The following is a 17,932-nucleotide window of genomic DNA, read 5'->3' as shown; positions in this document are numbered from 1 at the left end:
AACTCCTTTACAAGAGACTGTCTTTGTCACATTTTACCTCAATAATTTTAGTTCCATTCTATACTATGGCAAAGTAAAGAAGCAACCCGATCCCATGAACGGCTGCTTCCTGCCAAAATGTTATTTACATACAGAAAATATGCTTACCGATCGTTTTAACCTGAGGACGGGTCCAGATCCATTTCGAGGTTGCTGTCTCCGGGTTGAAGTAATATAGGCAGCCGCCGGTCGGATCCCAGCCATTCAGTGCCTGCTGTACCGCTTTTTTTGCACTCTCGTTCGGTTCAAGCCAGATTTGGCCATCAGCGACCGCGGTAAAGGCGAGCGGCTCGAAAATGACGCCCGATACCGTATTGGGGAAGCTCGGCGACTTCACGCGGTTCAGAATTACTGCTGCCACGGCGACTTGTCCCTCAAAAGGTTCCCCGCGGGCTTCGCCGTATACCGCATTAGCCATGATTTTCAGGTCATTGGCCGACAGTCCCATTGCGTTACCGGAAGATAAATCTGCCGACGTATTGCCTTCAGCCTGCTCGGGCGCACTCTCTACCCCTTTATTTGCTTCGGTCTCGCCAGTCGCATACTCCATGCCCGGCTTCCATTCTTTCGTGGCATTGTAAAGCTTCAGCTTCGTTTTCGGTCCGGCCAGACCGTCAACCGGCATGCCAAACTCCGACTGGAACCATTTGAGGGATTCCAGTGTCTTAGGACCAAAATAACTATCGAGCTTGCCATGATAAAATCCTAGAAAACCCAGCCGGCCTTGAAGCTCATAGACATCTGTTCCAAAGGCGCCATACTGGATCACCTGTTCGCTGAATACGGGAAGGGAAGATTTCGGCTCCTCGCTTCTTTCCGCCATAGCGGGCGTACTATGCCAAAGCCGATAAGCTCCGAACAATGCCCCGCACAAAAGCAGCACTAAACCGGTAGCAAACCATATTCTCGATTTTTTCATACGTTTAGCTCTACCTTTCTTTTGTGGATTAACATAGATGGATGACCTTATTATGACTACTGCCGCCCTTTCCTATGCACTCCAAAAAAGAATCCTTTCTCGCAGAGCAAAATTAAAACAGCAGACCCTTGTCCCTCAAGGGTCTGCCGCCATATATCAGCTGTATGAGCTATTACGAAGATACTTTCCCGAGCTTGAACTGCTCCAAAGAGATCAGTACTTCCCTAGGTTTGCTTCCTTCATACGGACCAACGATGCCGCGCGCTTCCATCGAATCAATCAATCTCGCCGCACGGGTATAGCCGATGCGCATCCGCCTTTGCAGCAGTGAAACCGAGGCCTGCTTCGCTTCGAGGATGATCTGTACGGCCTGATCGAACAATTCGTCCACGACCTCTTCCATTTCCTGCATTTCTTCATCCACCTCGGGGACGAGGCTCTCGTCATATTCAGCCTGCCCTTGATCGCGGACGTAACCTACAATCGCTTCGACCTCCTGATCACTCATGAAGGCGCCCTGCACGCGGATCGGTTTCGAGGCTCCCATCGGCATAAACAGCATATCGCCTCTGCCGAGCAGTTTCTCCGCCCCTGCCATATCCAGAATGGTTCGGGAATCTACCTGGGAGGATACGCCAAACGCGATTCGGGATGGAATATTGGCTTTGATTACGCCGGTGATTACATCCACCGACGGACGCTGCGTGGCGATAATAAGATGGATGCCCGCAGCCCGGGCCATTTGCGCCAGGCGGGCGATTGCATCCTCTACATCGTTCGCCGCGACCATCATCAAATCGGCAAGCTCATCGACGATCACGACAATGTACGGGAGAATGGCCTCCGGATTGTCCTTCATCATCAGATTGTAGCCTTCTACATTGCGGGCGCCCGATTTGGAGAACAACTCATAGCGTTTCTCCATTTCCACTACGATCTTCTTCAGGGCCAGTGACGCCCGCTTCGGATCGGTGACGACCGGGGCTAGCAAATGAGGAATCCCGTTGTAGACATTTAGCTCAACCATTTTCGGATCGACCATCATGAACTTTACTTCATCCGGCTTTGCTTTATATAGAATACTGGTAATGATACCGTTAATACATACCGATTTCCCAGAACCTGTTGCCCCGGCAACGAGCAAGTGTGGCATTTTAGCCAGGTTCCCTACAATCGTCTGTCCCGAGATATCCCGCCCAAAGGCGATGGACAATTTTGATTCAGCATCTTGGAAAACCGGGGTTTCCATCACTTCCCGCATCGTAACGAGAGATACCTCGTTGTTCGGCACCTCGATGCCGATCGCCGATTTGCCGGGAATCGGGGCCTCCATGCGGATATCTTTCGCTGCAAGCGCCAAGGCGATATCGTCCGTCAAATTGACGATCCGGCTCACCTTGACCCCGATGTCCGGTTGGATTTCATACCGGGTAACGGCAGGTCCGCGAACAACCTCCAGCACGCGCGCCCTTACCCCGAAGCTCTCCAGTGTCGCCTCCAGTTTGCGAGCGGTTTGCTTGTAATCCGCCTGATCACCGGACTTGCCGCTGCCTGCCGGCTTGGACAGCAGACGGAACGGCGGCAATTTATACGGCTTGGGAGCCGGCTTCGGCGAAGGTGCCGGTTCTTCGGGCTTGTCCCCTTCTTCTTGATTACCCTCTCCAGAAGTATCAGCACTTTCCTCATCAGAATGGGAGATTGCATTCATTTCCACGGCGTCCGCCTCAGCTGTGTTCAGCTCCGGCGGGCTGTAATCCTCTATGGAAGCTAAGGCATCCGGCCAGACTTCCGATTCGCCAGACTGCTGCTCCTCCGCTTCAGATTCACTTTCGCCGGAGCGTCCTTCATGCTGTATATTGTCGAAGAAATCGCGAATAATGGGACCGACATCTGCCTGGTCGTTCCGCTGCAGAATCGGTTCACCGGTGTAAGGATCGAATCTCGCTCCTTCAGGAACGGAAGCATTGCTGCCTGCATAATCGAGTTCATTCCAATTCACTCCGGAAGTATGTAACGGCTCGTCCTCCGCGAATTGCCCCTCCAACTCCTCGCTGAAATCCCCAGAGCTGCCTGTCTGCTTCGGACGGGGCTTAAAGTTAAACAGCTGAAAAAATACCGGCTTGTTCTGTTGCTTAGGGGACGCAGGAAGCTCCTCCTCTTCCTCCGTTTCATCCTCATACCGGGTTTCCCGATCCGGAGATTCAGCTGGCCGCTTCTCTCTTTTAACGGGAACAGGACGCAGCATTCTGAGCTTCCGGCCGAAATCGGCCCCCACTCCGCTTACATTTTTACGCATCAACCGGAATAAATCGACATAAGACAGACCAGTAATCAGCATGAAACTGATCGCCATCATCACGATCATGATCAGCTTCGCTCCTGCAATGCCGAACAGAGAATAGAGCAGGGCAAATTCAAGCCCGCCGACATAGCCTCCGCTGATATCGAGACCGAGCAGGCTGAACCCGGTATCCTCAAGCGTTGGACCGAACAAGGCGGTTTGAAGATCATGATGAATTTGCGACATAATATTTCCCGCCGATAATGACACCGATGGAGCAAGCTTCTTCTCCATGGAAAAAATCGTGCTCATCAAAACCAGCGACAGCACGGCAAGCAGCGCTCCAGTGCGGCGGGTATTCCAGCGGGACGGCCATTTGCGGCTTATCATCACGCTGAGCCCAATGAAAATCCCGATCAATGGAATTACGAAATAGAACTTGCCCAGGACAAGTGCGGACATCTTCGATAATGTCCGGCCAACTGCGGCCTCCCCGGACAAGGCGATAATCGATAGCGTAATCAGGATGATCCCATATATTTCATACTTGAGCATACTGCCCAGTGCTGCCTTTTTTTTCTTCTTTTTTCGCGCCAAACGAAGATCACCCCCTAGATGAATATTATACCATAATCACTGGGGGCAACCTATAGACTCTTTATGATTTGCGCAAAATTGGGATAAACGTAACCTGCTGCCCAGGCGCATAGGCCGGATTTAGATAATCGTCCAGAGAGCAGCGCAGCAGCCGGATAATCGTTGCCCGATTGTCCTGCTCCATCCTGACCTGCATCAATACGCCGCCGAGTTCAATTTCCGTATAGCTGTCTTTCGTTTCCTGGTCGTCCCAGTTCCAATAAACGTCTTGCGGCAAAATCGTATAATGAGTCATTGCGTAAGTCCTCCTCCCGCACGCCGCGATTCGATCAGTTCATTCAGCTTGGCTAGTCCTTGGCCGATTCCCCCGATTCCATCAATCAGCCCGTTCTTCACCGCATCGTTCCCTCCAACAGCCGTGCCGATATCACGGTTCAGCTCTCCGGTCTTGAACATGAGCTCCTTGAACGTATTCTCGGAGATTTGCGAGTGGGCCGTCACAAATCGCACGACGCGCTCTTGCATTTTCTCGATATACTCGAACGTTTGCGGCACACCGATCACAAGCCCTGTCATGCGGATGGGGTGAATCGTCATCGTCGCACTCTCGGCGATAAACGAATAATCGGAAGCAACGGCAATCGGCACACCGATGCTGTGTCCGCCGCCAATCACCACCGTGACGGTCGGCTTGGACAGCGAAGATATCATTTCCGCAATCGCCAATCCGGCTTCCACATCACCGCCTACTGTATTCAGAATAATTAAAATCCCTTCAATGCGAGGGTTCTGCTCGGCTGCTACCAATTGAGGAATCAAATGCTCATATTTGGTCGTTTTATTCTGCGGAGGCAGCACAAGATGCCCTTCGATTTGTCCTATGATCGTCAAGCAATACACGTTGGATTCCCCGGGCGCAGGCACTGCGGTCTGACCTAGCTGCTGGATCGTTTCGGTGACCGCGGCTGCCGTCTTTTCCCCTCCTGGAACTTCAGGTGCAGGCTCCGCTGCGTCGTTCGCCGTATAGCTTGGCTTGTGATGTTGCTCATTCATCCTCGACACTTCCTTTCGGCGCTGGCCAGTAATTATCCATCGTGTCGTTAGTATGCCTAGGCCAGCAGCCTTCATGCAAGGCCGGCAACAAAAAAGAAAGCCCCCTCTCCTACAAGAAACCGTCCAATATTGCCGGCAGGAGAAGGGGCGACTGTGTGCCCGACCCGAAAGGTCAGATATATGAATTTTTCTTATTTTTACAGTTGTTCATTACACTTCCATAATGATCGGCAATATCATCGGTCTGCGTCGGGTTTGCTCATAGAGGAAGCGTCCCAGTGCATCCTTGACATTGGTCTTGAGCGAAGCCCATTCGTTAACGTTCTCGCTCATTAATTTCTCCAACGTGCTGGAGACGATCCGGTTCGCCTCTTCAAGCAGGCCCTCGGACTCCCTTACGTATACGAAACCTCTGGAAATAATATCCGGACCGGATACGATTGTTCCATCCTGCTTGCTCAGCGTAACGACGACGACCAGAATGCCGTCCTGAGACAGGAGCTTACGATCGCGAAGCACGATATTACCTACGTCGCCAACTCCAAGGCCATCAATCAGAACGTTGCCTGCTGGAACTTTACCGGCCTTACGAGCAACGCCGTTCTGGATTTCCACCATCTCGCCAATATCGAGCAGAAAAATATTATCCGGGTCAACGCCGACGGATTCTCCGAGCAGCGCATGCTTCCGCAGCATGCGGTATTCCCCGTGGACGGGGATGAAAAATTTAGGTCGCATCAAATTCAGCATTAATTTCAATTCTTCCTGGCTGCCATGGCCGGATACGTGAACACCGGAATTCGAGCCGCTGTAAATCACCTCGGCGCCTAACCGGAACAGTTCATCGATCGTCCGTCCCACGTATTTTTCGTTACCAGGTACAGGAGTCGCTGCGATGATCACCGTATCCCCAGGCAAAATATCGACCTTGCGATGTGTGGAACGGGCCATGCGTGTTAACGCCGACATCGGCTCGCCTTGGCTGCCTGTACATAAAATGACGACGCGGTCCGCAGCCATTTTGTTTACTTCTTCCGGCTCGATCAGAATGCCGTCAGGGACGTTCAGATATCCGAGCTCCGAAGCAATCGTCACGACGTTAACCATGCTGCGTCCGATAATCGTCAGCTTGCGGTCCGTCGAATAAGCCGCATCGATTACCTGTTGAATCCGGTGCACGTTGGAAGCAAATGTAGCAACAACGACACGCTGCTGAGCCTTGCGGAAGATATCATCCAGGACGATGCCGACATTTTTCTCCGACGGTGTGAAACCAGGTTTCTCCGCATTCGTACTATCCGATAAAAGCGCTAGTACCCCTTTCTTGCCGATTTCCCCCATGCGGTGCAAATCAGCAAATTGATCATTGACTGGAGTATGATCAAATTTGAAGTCACCTGTGTGAACTACGTTGCCTTCCGGCGTTTCAATGCACACCCCAACCGAATCAGGAATACTGTGATTTGTTCTGAAGAATGTCGCTTTAAGCGTCGACCCCAGCTGCACTTCCGAGTCGGCATGAATGAGCACGCGCTTCGTATCGCCCAGCAAGCCGGCTTCCTTCAGCTTGTTCTCGACCAGACCTAACGTTAATTTGGTTCCGTATACGGGAACATTCAAGTTTTTGAGTACATAAGGCAAGCCGCCGATATGGTCTTCATGCCCGTGCGTAAGCACGATGCCTCTTACTTTGTCACGGTTCTCCGTCAAGTAAGTGATATCGGGAATGACGATGTCAATGCCAAGCATGTCCTCTTCTGGAAATTTAAGGCCAGCATCAATTACAACGATGTCATTGGCATACTGAACGACGTACATGTTCTTTCCGATTTCCGCTACGCCGCCCAATGCAAAGATCGTCAATTTATCATTATTCATTTTTTTGGACAAGTGAATCTAACCCTCCTAGTTATTTGGACGTTGTATATTTTGATAACATTAAATTTTTTTAAATCACCGCACCCAGTCACTTGAAATCATTATACATGATTAAAATGGCAAAAAACAAGTCAAACACTTTACAGCTAGTTAACGTTACCTTATGCAATACCAAAAAAACCGATGCCTCAAAGCGGGCATCGGTTTCTGGAAGAAGAGCACATTTTTAACTTATTCCTTTAAGGGAGCAGATTGCGGATAAACGCAGCCTCTGCTTCCGTAGGCGGTACAAGCGGCAAACGTACAGAGCCTACGGCAAAACCAGTTTGGTTTAGCGCATATTTAACGGCAACCGGGTTTGGAACCGGATGCGGACATTCGAACAGCCCTTTGAATACCGGAAGCAGCCGCTGATGCAATTTGGCGGATTCGACCACTCGGCCATCCAAGAATGCTCCGATCATTTCCTTCATCTGATGGCCAATAATATGGCTGGCTACGCTGACGATGCCATAGGCGCCGACAGACATGGCCGGCAAGGTCGCGGAATCGTCCCCGGAATATACTTTGAAGCCTTCAGGAGCACCGGCAACGATTTGGGTCACCTGCTCTAAAGATGCGCATTCTTTAGTCGCAACCACATTTGGAAGTTGGGCCAGGCGCAGTGTTGTTTCAGCCGTGAGGCCGATCACCGTACGGCTTGGTACATTGTACAGCATGACCGGAAGCTCCGTCGAACGGGCAATCGCTTCGAAATGGCGATACAAGCCTTCTTGATTGGGCTTATTGTAATATGGCGCGACGAGCAGCACACCATCGACGCCGCACTTCTCTGCCTTCGCCGTCAATTGAATGGACTCTGCCGTATTGTTGCTCCCGGTGCCGGCAATGATTTTGCAGCGCCCGTTGGCTTGTTTTAAGGCAAATTCGAAAAGAGAAAGTTTCTCTTCTTCGCTTAGTGTTGGTGATTCCCCCGTCGTACCGCAAATGACCAGAGCATCTGATTTCTGCTCATCGATCAAATAGTCAATTAGCCTAGCCGTCTGCTCCCAGTCGATAACCCCTTGGTCATCGAAAGGAGTTACCATGGCCGTAATCAATCTTCCGAAATCCATGTTGTATCCCCCTCTAAAATAATTCACTGATGGGCAAGCTCGAACTTGGTGTGCAGCGCCCTAAGTGCCTGTACCATGTCCTCTTTGTTCACGAGCACCCATATCGTCGTATTTGAGTCCGCAGACTGCAATATTTGAATGCCCTGCTCGGTTAGTGCTTCAACGATCTGAGCCATAATTCCCGGCACCCCGTTAATCCCGCCGCCGATGACGGACACCTTAGCGCATCCGCTTAATATGCGGGGAGAGAAGCCCATTGATTCCAAAATCGCTTTCGCTTTCCCTGCATTATTGTCAAATACCGTATAAACGACCCCCGAAGGGGTTACATTAATAAAATCGACGCTGATCGCGTGTGCAGCCATTGCTTTGAACACCTGCAGCTGCAAATTCGCCTCAGATTGTCCGGAAGATTGCACCGTAATCTGGGTTACATTTCCGACGTACGCTATTCCGGTAACATATCTGTCGACAACCCCTGTCTGTACATCTCTAATGCCTTCAGGATTGGCAACCAGTGTCCCTTCGCTTTGCGAAAACGTGGAGCGGACTCGAATGGGTATGCCGGACTGCATTGCAATCTCAACTGCACGAGGATGAATGACCTTAGCTCCCTGATGGGCCATATTGCAGATTTCGGCATAACTGACATGCGTCAGAGCCCTGGCATCCTCGACAATGCGCGGGTCGGCTGTCAATATGCCGTTGACATCTGTATAAATATCAACCATTTCCGCATGCAGCGCCGCACCCAGCGCCGTAGCCGAAGTGTCGCTGCCGCCCCGTCCCAACGTCGTAAATTCACCGTTCACGTTCTGTCCCTGGAACCCCGTCACGATCACGACGTTCCGGTTCTCCAATTCCTCAAGCACGCGGGTGGGAACAACATCAAGAATGCGGGCATTGCCGAATTGGCTGTCCGTTCTGAATCCTGCCTGAGCTCCCGTCAGTACGGTGGATAGAATACCCTCGCGCTGCAGCAGACTGCTGAGCAAGCTGGCGGATATGATTTCACCGCAGCACAGCAGTAAATCCTGTTCTCGCGAGGAAAGAGATCCCCCCGCCTGCTCGATCAGATCAAGCAGCGTATCCGTTGCATAGGGATCTCCCTTCCGGCCCATAGCCGATACTACAACAACAAGCCGGTAGCCGTTATCCAGTTCCCGGCGAATGTGTGAAATGACATGCTCCCTCGCTTCTGCAGAGGAGAGGGATGTGCCGCCGAACTTCTGCACCATAATGTGCATGCATATTCCTCCAGTATGATGGCGGAGTAAAGCAGTACTTCATTCCGTCGTTCTTAAATTGCCTCTCTGCTATTTAACTCGGTAACGCTTGTGCTGCGCAATTTACGCGTTTAAACAGCGCTCCTACACTCCCTTAAATCAAGTTGAGGATACGATCCACATGTTCAAACCACGCTGATTACCCGGATTACGGCACAAGCGGTCCGTGAATACCTACTTCTCGCCGGATCATGTACGAGCTCTCCCCTGCTGCTCCCGCCACAACAAAATTAATTTAGTTGGGCCATCCGGTACGTCTTCCTTTCCCCAAAAGTACTATATGTGAATTAATATGAATCCATTATCTGAATCGTTCAATAATCAGCGGCTGGTATTGCTTACCTTCCAGCGCGGCATAGGCTGCTTCGGGGACGAGCTCCATTCTGGCCACGAGGGAGTTTGGTTTGCCCGTCGGATTATCCTGTCCGAAAGGAACGAAATAAATATTCTTAGCAACGATTAATTTTGCGATATTAGCCAGGTTGAAGCCAAGACCGTCATTCGTTGATACAGCCAACACGACAGGGCGCCCATTACGCAATTGGGCCTTCGCTGCCATCAATACCGGACTGTCGGTCACCGCGTTAGCAAGCTTGCTCGTCGTCGTTCCGGTGCATGGCGCAATAACTAGAACGTCCAGCAGCTTCGTAGGCCCTAGCGGCTCAGCATCGACAATGGAGGAAATTATTTCATTCCCCGTTATCTCCTTCATCTGACTCCGCCAATCTTCCGACTTGCCAAACCGGGTATCCGTCGTTAATACCGTATGAGATACTATTGGAACCACATTGGCTCCCTCGTCGACAAAGCGCTTGATTTGCGGCATTACTTCAGCAAACGTACAATGCGAACCTGTTATCGCATAGCCTACCGTTTTACCCTGCCAATTCACATTTCATCCCCCCGTAAATGGAACTCTTCCGATATCGACTGACAGATCGTATTCGCCATTATGATCCCTGCTGTCTTAGGAGCGACGATTCCGGGCAAACCAGGGGCCAGAAGCGCCTTGATTCCCCGCTTCTCCGCAAAGCGAAAATCAGTTCCTCCTGGAGCCGAAGCAAGATCAATAATGACGACGTTCCGGGGCAATTTCGAGATGATTTGTGCTGTGACTATCATAGTCGGAATCGTGTTAAAAATCAAGTCGATTTCCCCCGTATAAGCCCTCAAATCCGTTGCTACGAAAGGCTTCCATCCCATTTGGATAGCTCTGGCTGCCTGATCTTCCCGGCGAACCCCTACCTTCACGGTTGCTCCTAGGCCCTGCAAGGTTTGCGCCAAGGTAAACCCAGTCCTTCCTATGCCCAGCACGATACAGGTCGAACCATGAATCGTAATGTCGGTATGCTGAATCGCCATCATGATGGCTCCTTCAGCCGTTGGTATCGAGTTGAATATCGCCACATCATCCCGCTCAAGCAGCTCGATTAACTTGAAACTGAATTCGGCGGCCATGCGTTTCAATAAACTTTTGGCCATGCCTGTATAAACTACTGTCTCTTCCCGGATTTCCGCAAACATATCTTTCGTCAGCACAACCTCGTCGTTCGCAAACGGCGAGTCGACAACGCCTTGGTCATTGCAGCCGATCACTGGAAACACGATAACGTCGGCCCGCATTAGCAAACCGGGAGACAGCTTCTCATGCGATACTCCGGATAGAGGAGGCTCCCATTGTTCGAAGCCGACTACCTTCACTGTAGCGTCAAGCTCCGTACACTTGTTAATAATTTGAATCTGCCGAGCATCTCCGCCAATAAATACAATTGTTAGTCCGGTAAGCATCGTGGACGTCCTCCTTCCAAGCTAGCACATTATAGAACATCTTATGCCGACGCCTATTAAGTGGTGATACCCGGTTCATAGGCTTTTGCCGCAAACAAAAAAGGCTGCCGATCCTGTACCGATAAGTACAGGCCAGCAGCCTTCATGTTCTAGCATTGTGAATACGCTAGTTTAGCGTAAATTCAATTTTTTCCGGTATGGCCGAATCCCCCGGAACCGCGCACAGTTTCAGACAATTCCTCAACCTGGACGAGGTTAACATCAGGGACGATTTGGAATACCATTTGCGCAATGCGCTCTCCCCTCCGGAAGGTAAAGGGCTCGTCCCCGTGGTTGATCAACAGCACTTTTACCTCTCCCCGGTAGTCGGCATCGATTGTACCAGGACTATTGAGGCAGGTAATGCCATGCTTGAACGCTAGTCCGCTGCGCGGTCGGATTTGGGCTTCCAGGCCAGCCGGCATGGCTAGGGCAAAACCAGTCGGAATCAAGGTGCGCTGTCCCGGATTCAGCACAACTTCATCGGTAATTGCGGCATATAGATCAAAGCCGGAAGCCTGCAAAGACATCTTCTGCGGCAGCTCAAGATCTTCATTTCCTGCTAAACGTTTAATTTCCACTTCATACGACAAGTTCATCTCTCCTTATTCCTGATAAGACGCGATCAGAGGAACCGACCATAGCCAGCGCATAGGGCTGTTTAAACATCCCTTGCAGCACATCACCGATATCCTCCATCGTTACTGCTTCGATTCGAGAAATAATTTCATCCAGCGTGTAATGGCGTCCGAGCATCAGCTCGTTCTTGCCAAGCCGGTTCATCCGGCTGCTCGTACTCTCCAGGCTAAGGATTAAGCTTCCTTTCAACTGCTCTTTCCCTTTGCTCAGTTCGCTCTCGGTAAGCCCTTTGCGCGAGACGTCATGCAGTATTTCCTTGGTCAGCTCCAGAACGTCCTTGGTTTGCTTAGGCGCCGTCCCCGCATATACGGTAAAAAGACCGCTATCCGCATGCGAGCTATGGTAAGAATATACGGAATAGGCGAGTCCCCGCTTCTCGCGGATTTCCTGGAACAACCTTGAGCTCATCCCGCCGCCCAAGGCATTGTTCAACAGCACCATAGCATACTGGTTTTTATCGCCGATTTGCAGCCCGGGGAAAGATAAGCAAATGTGATTTTGCTCTGTCTTCTTACGATGGAACTTCATTCCCCCGAGAAAATCAGGCGCAGCCAGAGCGCTCTCCGCTCCCCTAGAGCCAAAATCGCCAAAATGCTTCTCCAGCAGCTCAAGAATGTTATCGTCATAGTTCCCGGCAATGCTGATGACCGTGTTGTCGACCGTATATTTTTCCCTCATATATGCTTTCAAATGGGAGGAGTCCATTGCCTGCAGCTGCTTCTCCGTCCCCAGAATAGGCAAGGCAAGAGGATGAGTTCCATAGGCTGCCTCAGAAATTAGGTCATGGACCATGTCATCCGGCGTATCTTCATACATCGCGATTTCTTCCAAAATGACATTTTTCTCTTTGCGCAGCTCTTCCTCATCGAACAACGATCTGAAGAACATATCGGATAACACATCCACCGCAATCGGCAAATGCTCATCCAGCACTTTTGCATAATAACACGTATATTCTTTTGACGTAAAAGCATTTACGTTGCCGCCAATTGCGTCAAACTGCTCGGCGATCTCTTTAGCATCATACCGCTCGGTCCCCTTGAACAGCATGTGTTCTATAAAATGAGAAATACCGCCTAAATCAGGACTTTCGTTCCGTGATCCAGTTTTCACCCATATACCAAACGATACTGAACGGAAGGTTGGAATTTTCTCCATAACTACCCGCAGGCCGTTTTTAAGTTGTGTTTTGTGCACGAAAGGCCCTCCTAAAAGTTTTACGAAGCTATGCTTCAATGAAATTCTACGCAGTAAAACTCGCTTCGAAAGCATAAGCTTAGTTTTACGAAGTAAAACTTACTTCGTAAGCATACACTTTAATTCCCTCATACTTCATAAAGCCAACATTATCCTATCAAAAAAAACAAGTTTGCTCAACTCCCCGGCTTCCATACGCGATCGCTTGACAACGTCTCCTCTACGGTTCCAAGTACTAATCCTTTCTCACGAATTACAGCGATCATATCCTTTAACGCCCGGCTGGATGATTCGGTCGGATGCATCAATATAAGCGTTCCGGGAGCTACCTTCGCCGATATTTTCTGAACGATGCTGGACGGAAGCGGTTTTTTCCAATCGACGGTATCTAGCGTCCACAGCACTGTTTTCAATCCATAATCGGCAGCCTGCCGCACGGTACGCGCATCAAAATCTCCGGAAGGCGGTGCAAACCAGCGATTGTCCACGTTCAGCTCGCTTTTGAGCAAATCCTTCGTTTTGGAAATTTCCAATCTGGCCCGGTAATCATCCAATTGGCTCATGTTCGGATGAGAATAGGCATGGTTCTCCAGCTGATGTCCCCTCTTTTGGATTTCCTGGGCGATTTCCACGTTTTTCTTCAGCCAGCTCCCATCCAGAAAAAAGGTAGCTTTGACTTTGGCTTCGTCCAGCGTATCCAGCATCGGGACAATATACTCGTTCCCCCAAGCGACATTAATCATTAAGGCCACCATCGGTTTGTTTGGATTTCCGCGGTAAATCGGCTCCGGCGCCAAATCCTCCAAATTGACGTGTGGCTTCACTTCACGGTACTGGTAGGGAATATCGGCCCCCCGCGGGAGCTCTTTGGCTTTTTGATATGTCTTCTCAATGTCCACTTCAATTCCGTTATAACCTGGGATCGCCTTCCATACACGGTCTATGACCGCATCTACAGGCTCCTCACGCCGTTTCGCGGCTTCCTCCCGAATAACCTTCATCAGATCATCGTCGCTCGCTTCTGCAATAAGTCGGAATGCAAAATCACCGCTTTGCCTCACCGAGCTTTCTTCCACGAAAGCCCTTATTCCTCCCCACTGCCAAAATACAATTACGACGACGAAGCCAAGCAATATCGCGATGAGTTTATTCCGATACATGATAGCTCATCCCTTCACCCCGGTTTTGTCCTCATCATATGAAGACAAGTACTGTAATATGCAACAAACCGGTGGTCTAGGCGAGAAATCCTAAAGAAACGGACAAATTAAAAAAGAGCCAGAATATTGTATTCTGTCTCTTTTCCCGCACATTTTGTAATGAAATATGGGGTTAACTTAAGTTGTTGATTTGGCTGCCTCTGCAGTTAACACTGCTTTGCGGGAAAGATTCACGCGACCTTGCTGGTCGATTTCCGTAACCTTGACGGTTATCGTATCACCGATAGCGACAACATCTTCCACCTTAGCAACACGCTCTGTAGAAAGCTGCGAAATATGAACCAGACCGTCTTTGCCTGGTAGAATCTCCACGAAAGCGCCGAATTTCTCGATCCGTTTTACCGTACCCACATAAATCTCACCGACAACAACTTCTTTCACGATGCCTTCAATGATCGAACGCGCCTTATTGTTCATCTCTTCGTTCGCAGAAGCAATGAATACGCGGCCATCCTGTTCGATATCGATTTTCACGCCGGTTTCTTCAATAATCTTGTTGATGATTTTGCCGCCTGCGCCGATCACATCGCGAATTTTGTCAGGGTTGATGTTCATGATAAGAATCTTAGGCGCATATGGAGACAAGCTTTCCTTCGGCTTCTGGATACGCTCCATCATTTTGGAAAGGATGTGCATACGGCCTTCTCTCGCCTGGGTCAAAGCGTCGGTAAGAATTTGGCGGTCGATGCCATCGATTTTAATATCCATCTGGATCGCAGTTACACCTTCCGCAGTACCGGCTACTTTAAAGTCCATGTCGCCCAAGTGATCTTCCATGCCTTGAATATCGCTCAGAATCGACACTTGATCGCCATCCTTGATCAGACCCATCGCGACACCCGCTACAGGCGCCTTAATCGGTACGCCAGCGTCCATCATCGCAAGCGTACTTGCGCAAATGCTGGCTTGCGAGGTAGAACCGTTCGATTCCAATACCTCGGAGACAAGACGAATGGTGTACGGGAACTCCGATTCTGGCGGGATGACTTTGGACAATGCTCTTTCGCCAAGAGCTCCGTGTCCCACTTCACGTCGTCCCGGCGCACGCAGCGGACGAGCTTCGCCCACGCTAAACGGAGGGAAGTTGTAGTGATGCATAAAGCGCTTGGATTCTTCCAGATCAATTCCGTCAAGAATTTGCACGTCGCCTAGTGCACCAAGCGTACATACGCTGAGCGCCTGCGTTTGGCCACGCGTAAACAAGCCTGATCCATGCGTGCGCGGCAGCAGGCTGATGTCGCACTCGATCGGACGGATTTCTTCCAGTTTCCGGCCATCTGGACGGATCTTATCATGGGTAATCAGACGGCGCACTTCTTCCTTAACGATATCGTGAAGTACCTCCATCACGTCTTTAAGAAGCTCTGGAGACTCTATGTACTTCTCCTCAAAATGAGCTACGGTTTCCTCGTTGATGGCGTCGATCGCATCCTGACGAGCATGCTTCTCGGCAATTCTAACCGCTTCGATTAGACGACTTGCCGCAAATTCACGAACCTCGCGATTGACTTCGTCATCTACGGAATGAAGCTTAACTTCCATCTTCTCTTTGCCGGCAATGGCAACGAGTTCTTCAATAACCGCCACGATATTTTTGATTTCCTCATGGCCAAACATGATCGCCTCAAGCATAACTTCTTCTGGCACTTCATTTGCTTCGGCTTCCACCATCATAATGGCATCCTTCGTACCCGCCACCACGACATAAATATCGCTTGCTTCCTGCTGGGCAACATCCGGATTAATAATAAACTGTCCGTCAACACGGCCGACAGCTACGCCGCCAATCGGTCCATTAAACGGGACATCCGAAATGCTCAGCGCTGCCGAAGTACCGATCATCGCCGCAATTTCTGGTTCGCAGTCTTGGTCAACGCTCATAACGAGGTTTACGATTTGCACATCGTTGCGGAATCCCTCTGGGAACAGCGGACGAATCGGACGGTCAGTCAAACGGCTCGCCAAAATCGCTTTCTCGCTGGGACGGCCTTCGCGTTTGATAAAGCCTCCCGGAATTTTACCTACGGCGTAGAGCTTCTCCTCATAATTTACAGTGAGCGGAAAGAAATCAAGATCCTTCGGCTCGGAGGATGCTGTTACCGTACACAACACGGCTGTATCGCCGTAACGGACCATAACGGCTGCGTTTGCTTGTTTTGCCAAGCGGCCAGTTTCCAGTATAAGAGGTCTTCCTCCCAACTGCATTTTCACATGTTTCTCCATGAAATCCCTCCTTGTTCAGATAGAAATTCGTTATAGACTTCATTATTTCCTCCTTTTGCCCAAATCATAAAAGAAGTTGAAGTCTGTCCCCTTTCACAACAAAAGCTCCTGAAGGAGCTATAGATGCGTAAAAAAACAAAGTCTATACAATTTAACAACTGTTAAAAAGCAACCCGGCCGCCACCGTTCGCTATAATAGCGCATCCGGCGGCAACCAGGCTGCTTTAGTTAACCACGAGAAATTAACGACGCAATCCGAGCTTCTCGATCAAAGCGGAGTAACGTCTTACGTCTTTGTTCTTCAGGTATGCCAACAACTTACGACGTTGGCCGACCATTTTCAATAGACCGCGACGGGAATGATGATCCTTCTTGTGCGAGCGCAAGTGTTCGGTCAAATTAACAATGTTCTCCGTAAGGATAGCAATTTGCACCTCTGGGGATCCTGTATCGGATTCATGAGTTTTGTGCTCTTCGATCAGTTGTTGTTTGCGTTCTTGAGTCAATGCCATCCTGTTCACCTCCTTTATCTAATCGCCGTTAGCCTCGTCGCCGGGCGGTGAGGTCCGGTCAACCAAGCTAAGGTTATAGTTGTCATGTGGAAAAATACCAAACTTCACCACGAACAACGTAGATCAGTATACCATAAATGATGGACAAATGTAAATGCTATTAAGCACCGTTCGCCCATAAATTCGTTGATCCTTCTACTCCGCGGCAAGGAGCATGCTTTTAGCTGTGTCCGCATCTTTACCGATCTGGGCTACAAGCTCGTCGATCGAGCCGAACCTTCGCTCCTCGCGAATGAATTCTACCAATTCTACGGATAGGGATTTGCCATATAAGTCCCCGTTAAAATCGAAGAGATGGATTTCCAAGGAAGGCGCTGACTTATCGTTATGGAATGTCGGCTTGACTCCCACGTTCATAACGCCCTCCAATCGCTGTCCTTCATAGTTTACCCGCACAGCATAAACGCCTTTGGCGGGGAGTACGAAATGCTCGTCTGGCTTGAGATTCGCTGTAGGGAAGCCGATTTGCCGCCCGCGCTTCTCGCCGTGCATCACTGTCCCATAAATCGAATATCTTCGGCCCAGCCAGCGCGCAGCAAGCTGAACTTCTCCCTCCGCCAGCGCCCGGCGAATCCCGGAGCTGCTCACCTTCTCTCCTTCTATGAGAAACGGAGGAACCGTATGAACCTCTAGGGTGTTGTCGCTAAGCTCGCGCAGCATCCCGGCGTCGCCTTCCCCGCGATACCCGTAGCGGAAATCAAAGCCGACGACTGCTGTATGGATCTGGAGCGGAACGAGCACTCCCGCCACGAAATTTTGCGGGCTCACCCGCGAAAAAGCATCATTAAATTCCACGATATATACGTAGTTCACGCCCAAGCTCTTTAGAATTCGTTCCTTTTCCCGGGGGGGTGTCAAATAACCGTCATAATCGCCTTTTTTCATAACTTCTTTTGGATGGGGATGAAAAGTCATTACCGCAGCCGGTAAGTTTAAGGATGCCGCCGTCCTCACCGCTGATTCGATTACGCTCGCATGTCCAAGGTGCAAGCCGTCAAACTGGCCAATAGCCAGCACTTGGGGCCTGGCGTTATCGTCTATAATCTCTTTGGTAAGAGGATAAGTCAGATTTATTATTTCCACTGT

15 protein-coding genes are annotated in these 17,932 nt (G+C 50.2%); all 15 read right to left on the bottom strand.

The features are described from left to right. Positions 1 to 124: 124 nt before the first annotated feature. The gene (sleB, locus tag MKX50_RS11275) at positions 125 to 958 is read right to left on the bottom strand and encodes a spore cortex-lytic enzyme (protein ID WP_339159644.1); all 834 of its coding nucleotides are present in this window, start codon (positions 956 to 958) and stop codon (positions 125 to 127) included. A gap of 172 nt (positions 959 to 1,130) precedes the next feature. Then, positions 1,131 to 3,836 carry a DNA translocase FtsK 4TM domain-containing protein gene (locus MKX50_RS11270; protein ID WP_339159643.1) on the bottom strand — a complete coding sequence of 902 codons (2,706 nt, stop codon included), beginning with the start codon at positions 3,834 to 3,836 and terminating at the stop codon, positions 1,131 to 1,133. A gap of 61 nt (positions 3,837 to 3,897) precedes the next feature. Beyond that, positions 3,898 to 4,131, bottom strand: a complete 234-nt coding sequence (locus tag MKX50_RS11265; protein ID WP_155611021.1) for a YlzJ-like family protein — start codon at positions 4,129 to 4,131, stop codon at positions 3,898 to 3,900. Next, positions 4,128 to 4,889: an ATP-dependent Clp protease proteolytic subunit gene (locus MKX50_RS11260; protein ID WP_213588574.1), complete on the bottom strand. Its 762-nt coding sequence runs from the start codon at positions 4,887 to 4,889 to the stop codon at positions 4,128 to 4,130. Before MKX50_RS11260 ends, MKX50_RS11265 begins: the two co-directional genes overlap by 4 nt. 210 nt (positions 4,890 to 5,099) lie before the next feature. Beyond that, the gene (locus MKX50_RS11255) at positions 5,100 to 6,779 is read right to left on the bottom strand and encodes a ribonuclease J (protein ID WP_213588575.1); all 1,680 of its coding nucleotides are present in this window, start codon (positions 6,777 to 6,779) and stop codon (positions 5,100 to 5,102) included. Between the two features lie 227 nt (positions 6,780 to 7,006). Further along, positions 7,007 to 7,882: a 4-hydroxy-tetrahydrodipicolinate synthase gene (gene dapA / locus MKX50_RS11250; RefSeq protein ID WP_283928129.1), complete on the bottom strand. Its 876-nt coding sequence runs from the start codon at positions 7,880 to 7,882 to the stop codon at positions 7,007 to 7,009. Between the two features lie 23 nt (positions 7,883 to 7,905). After that, positions 7,906 to 9,129, bottom strand: a complete 1,224-nt coding sequence (gene dapG, locus MKX50_RS11245; protein ID WP_213588577.1) for an aspartate kinase — start codon at positions 9,127 to 9,129, stop codon at positions 7,906 to 7,908. 340 nt (positions 9,130 to 9,469) lie between these two features. After that, a complete protein-coding gene (locus tag MKX50_RS11240) occupies positions 9,470 to 10,060 on the bottom strand; it encodes a dipicolinate synthase subunit B (RefSeq protein WP_213588578.1) in 591 nt (196 codons plus the stop codon). Then, complete coding sequence (dpsA, locus tag MKX50_RS11235) at positions 10,057 to 10,956, bottom strand: dipicolinate synthase subunit DpsA (RefSeq protein ID WP_213588579.1); 900 nt, start codon at positions 10,954 to 10,956, stop codon at positions 10,057 to 10,059. Before dpsA ends, MKX50_RS11240 begins: the two co-directional genes overlap by 4 nt. A gap of 182 nt (positions 10,957 to 11,138) precedes the next feature. Next, positions 11,139 to 11,594 (bottom strand): dUTP diphosphatase, encoded by a 456-nt coding sequence (gene dut / locus MKX50_RS11230; protein ID WP_339159641.1) that lies wholly within the window; start codon positions 11,592 to 11,594, stop codon positions 11,139 to 11,141. Then, complete coding sequence (locus MKX50_RS11225; protein ID WP_213588581.1) at positions 11,578 to 12,831, bottom strand: pitrilysin family protein; 1,254 nt, start codon at positions 12,829 to 12,831, stop codon at positions 11,578 to 11,580. Before MKX50_RS11225 ends, dut begins: the two co-directional genes overlap by 17 nt. Before the next feature lie 176 nt (positions 12,832 to 13,007). After that, a complete protein-coding gene (locus MKX50_RS11220; protein WP_339159640.1) occupies positions 13,008 to 13,991 on the bottom strand; it encodes a polysaccharide deacetylase family protein in 984 nt (327 codons plus the stop codon). Between the two features lie 177 nt (positions 13,992 to 14,168). Continuing rightward, on the bottom strand, positions 14,169 to 16,274 hold the full coding sequence (gene pnp / locus MKX50_RS11215; protein WP_213588583.1) for a polyribonucleotide nucleotidyltransferase: 2,106 nt from the start codon (positions 16,272 to 16,274) through the stop codon (positions 14,169 to 14,171). Positions 16,275 to 16,516: 242 nt separating this feature from the next. Next, positions 16,517 to 16,786, bottom strand: coding sequence for a 30S ribosomal protein S15 (gene rpsO, locus MKX50_RS11210; RefSeq protein WP_110933072.1), 270 nt, complete (start codon positions 16,784 to 16,786; stop codon positions 16,517 to 16,519). Between the two features lie 195 nt (positions 16,787 to 16,981). After that, positions 16,982 to 17,929, bottom strand: coding sequence for a bifunctional riboflavin kinase/FAD synthetase (locus MKX50_RS11205; protein WP_339159639.1), 948 nt, complete (start codon positions 17,927 to 17,929; stop codon positions 16,982 to 16,984). Positions 17,930 to 17,932: the final 3 nt, after the last annotated feature.

It is taken from the genome of Paenibacillus sp. FSL W8-0186 (assembly GCF_037969765.1).
Taxonomy (GTDB): domain Bacteria; phylum Bacillota; class Bacilli; order Paenibacillales; family Paenibacillaceae; genus Fontibacillus; species Fontibacillus woosongensis.
Note: the sequence above shows the minus strand (reverse complement) of the source record. Positions and strands in the feature narration are given on the sequence as shown.

What these genes read in the sequence shown, in the direction of transcription:
- sleB (WP_339159644.1), bottom strand. Translation starts at nt 958, where the DNA reads ATGAAAAAATCGAGAATATGGTTTGCTACCGGTTTAGTGCTGCTTTTG.
- MKX50_RS11265 (WP_155611021.1), bottom strand. Translation starts at nt 4,131, where the DNA reads ATGACTCATTATACGATTTTGCCGCAAGACGTTTATTGGAACTGGGAC.
- MKX50_RS11260 (WP_213588574.1), bottom strand. Translation starts at nt 4,889, where the DNA reads ATGAATGAGCAACATCACAAGCCAAGCTATACGGCGAACGACGCAGCG.
- dapA (WP_283928129.1), bottom strand. Translation starts at nt 7,882, where the DNA reads ATGGATTTCGGAAGATTGATTACGGCCATGGTAACTCCTTTCGATGAC.
- dapG (WP_213588577.1), bottom strand. Translation starts at nt 9,129, where the DNA reads ATGCACATTATGGTGCAGAAGTTCGGCGGCACATCCCTCTCCTCTGCA.
- dpsA (WP_213588579.1), bottom strand. Translation starts at nt 10,956, where the DNA reads ATGCTTACCGGACTAACAATTGTATTTATTGGCGGAGATGCTCGGCAG.
- dut (WP_339159641.1), bottom strand. Translation starts at nt 11,594, where the DNA reads ATGAACTTGTCGTATGAAGTGGAAATTAAACGTTTAGCAGGAAATGAA.
- MKX50_RS11220 (WP_339159640.1), bottom strand. Translation starts at nt 13,991, where the DNA reads ATGTATCGGAATAAACTCATCGCGATATTGCTTGGCTTCGTCGTCGTA.
- pnp (WP_213588583.1), bottom strand. Translation starts at nt 16,274, where the DNA reads ATGGAGAAACATGTGAAAATGCAGTTGGGAGGAAGACCTCTTATACTG.
- rpsO (WP_110933072.1), bottom strand. Translation starts at nt 16,786, where the DNA reads ATGGCATTGACTCAAGAACGCAAACAACAACTGATCGAAGAGCACAAA.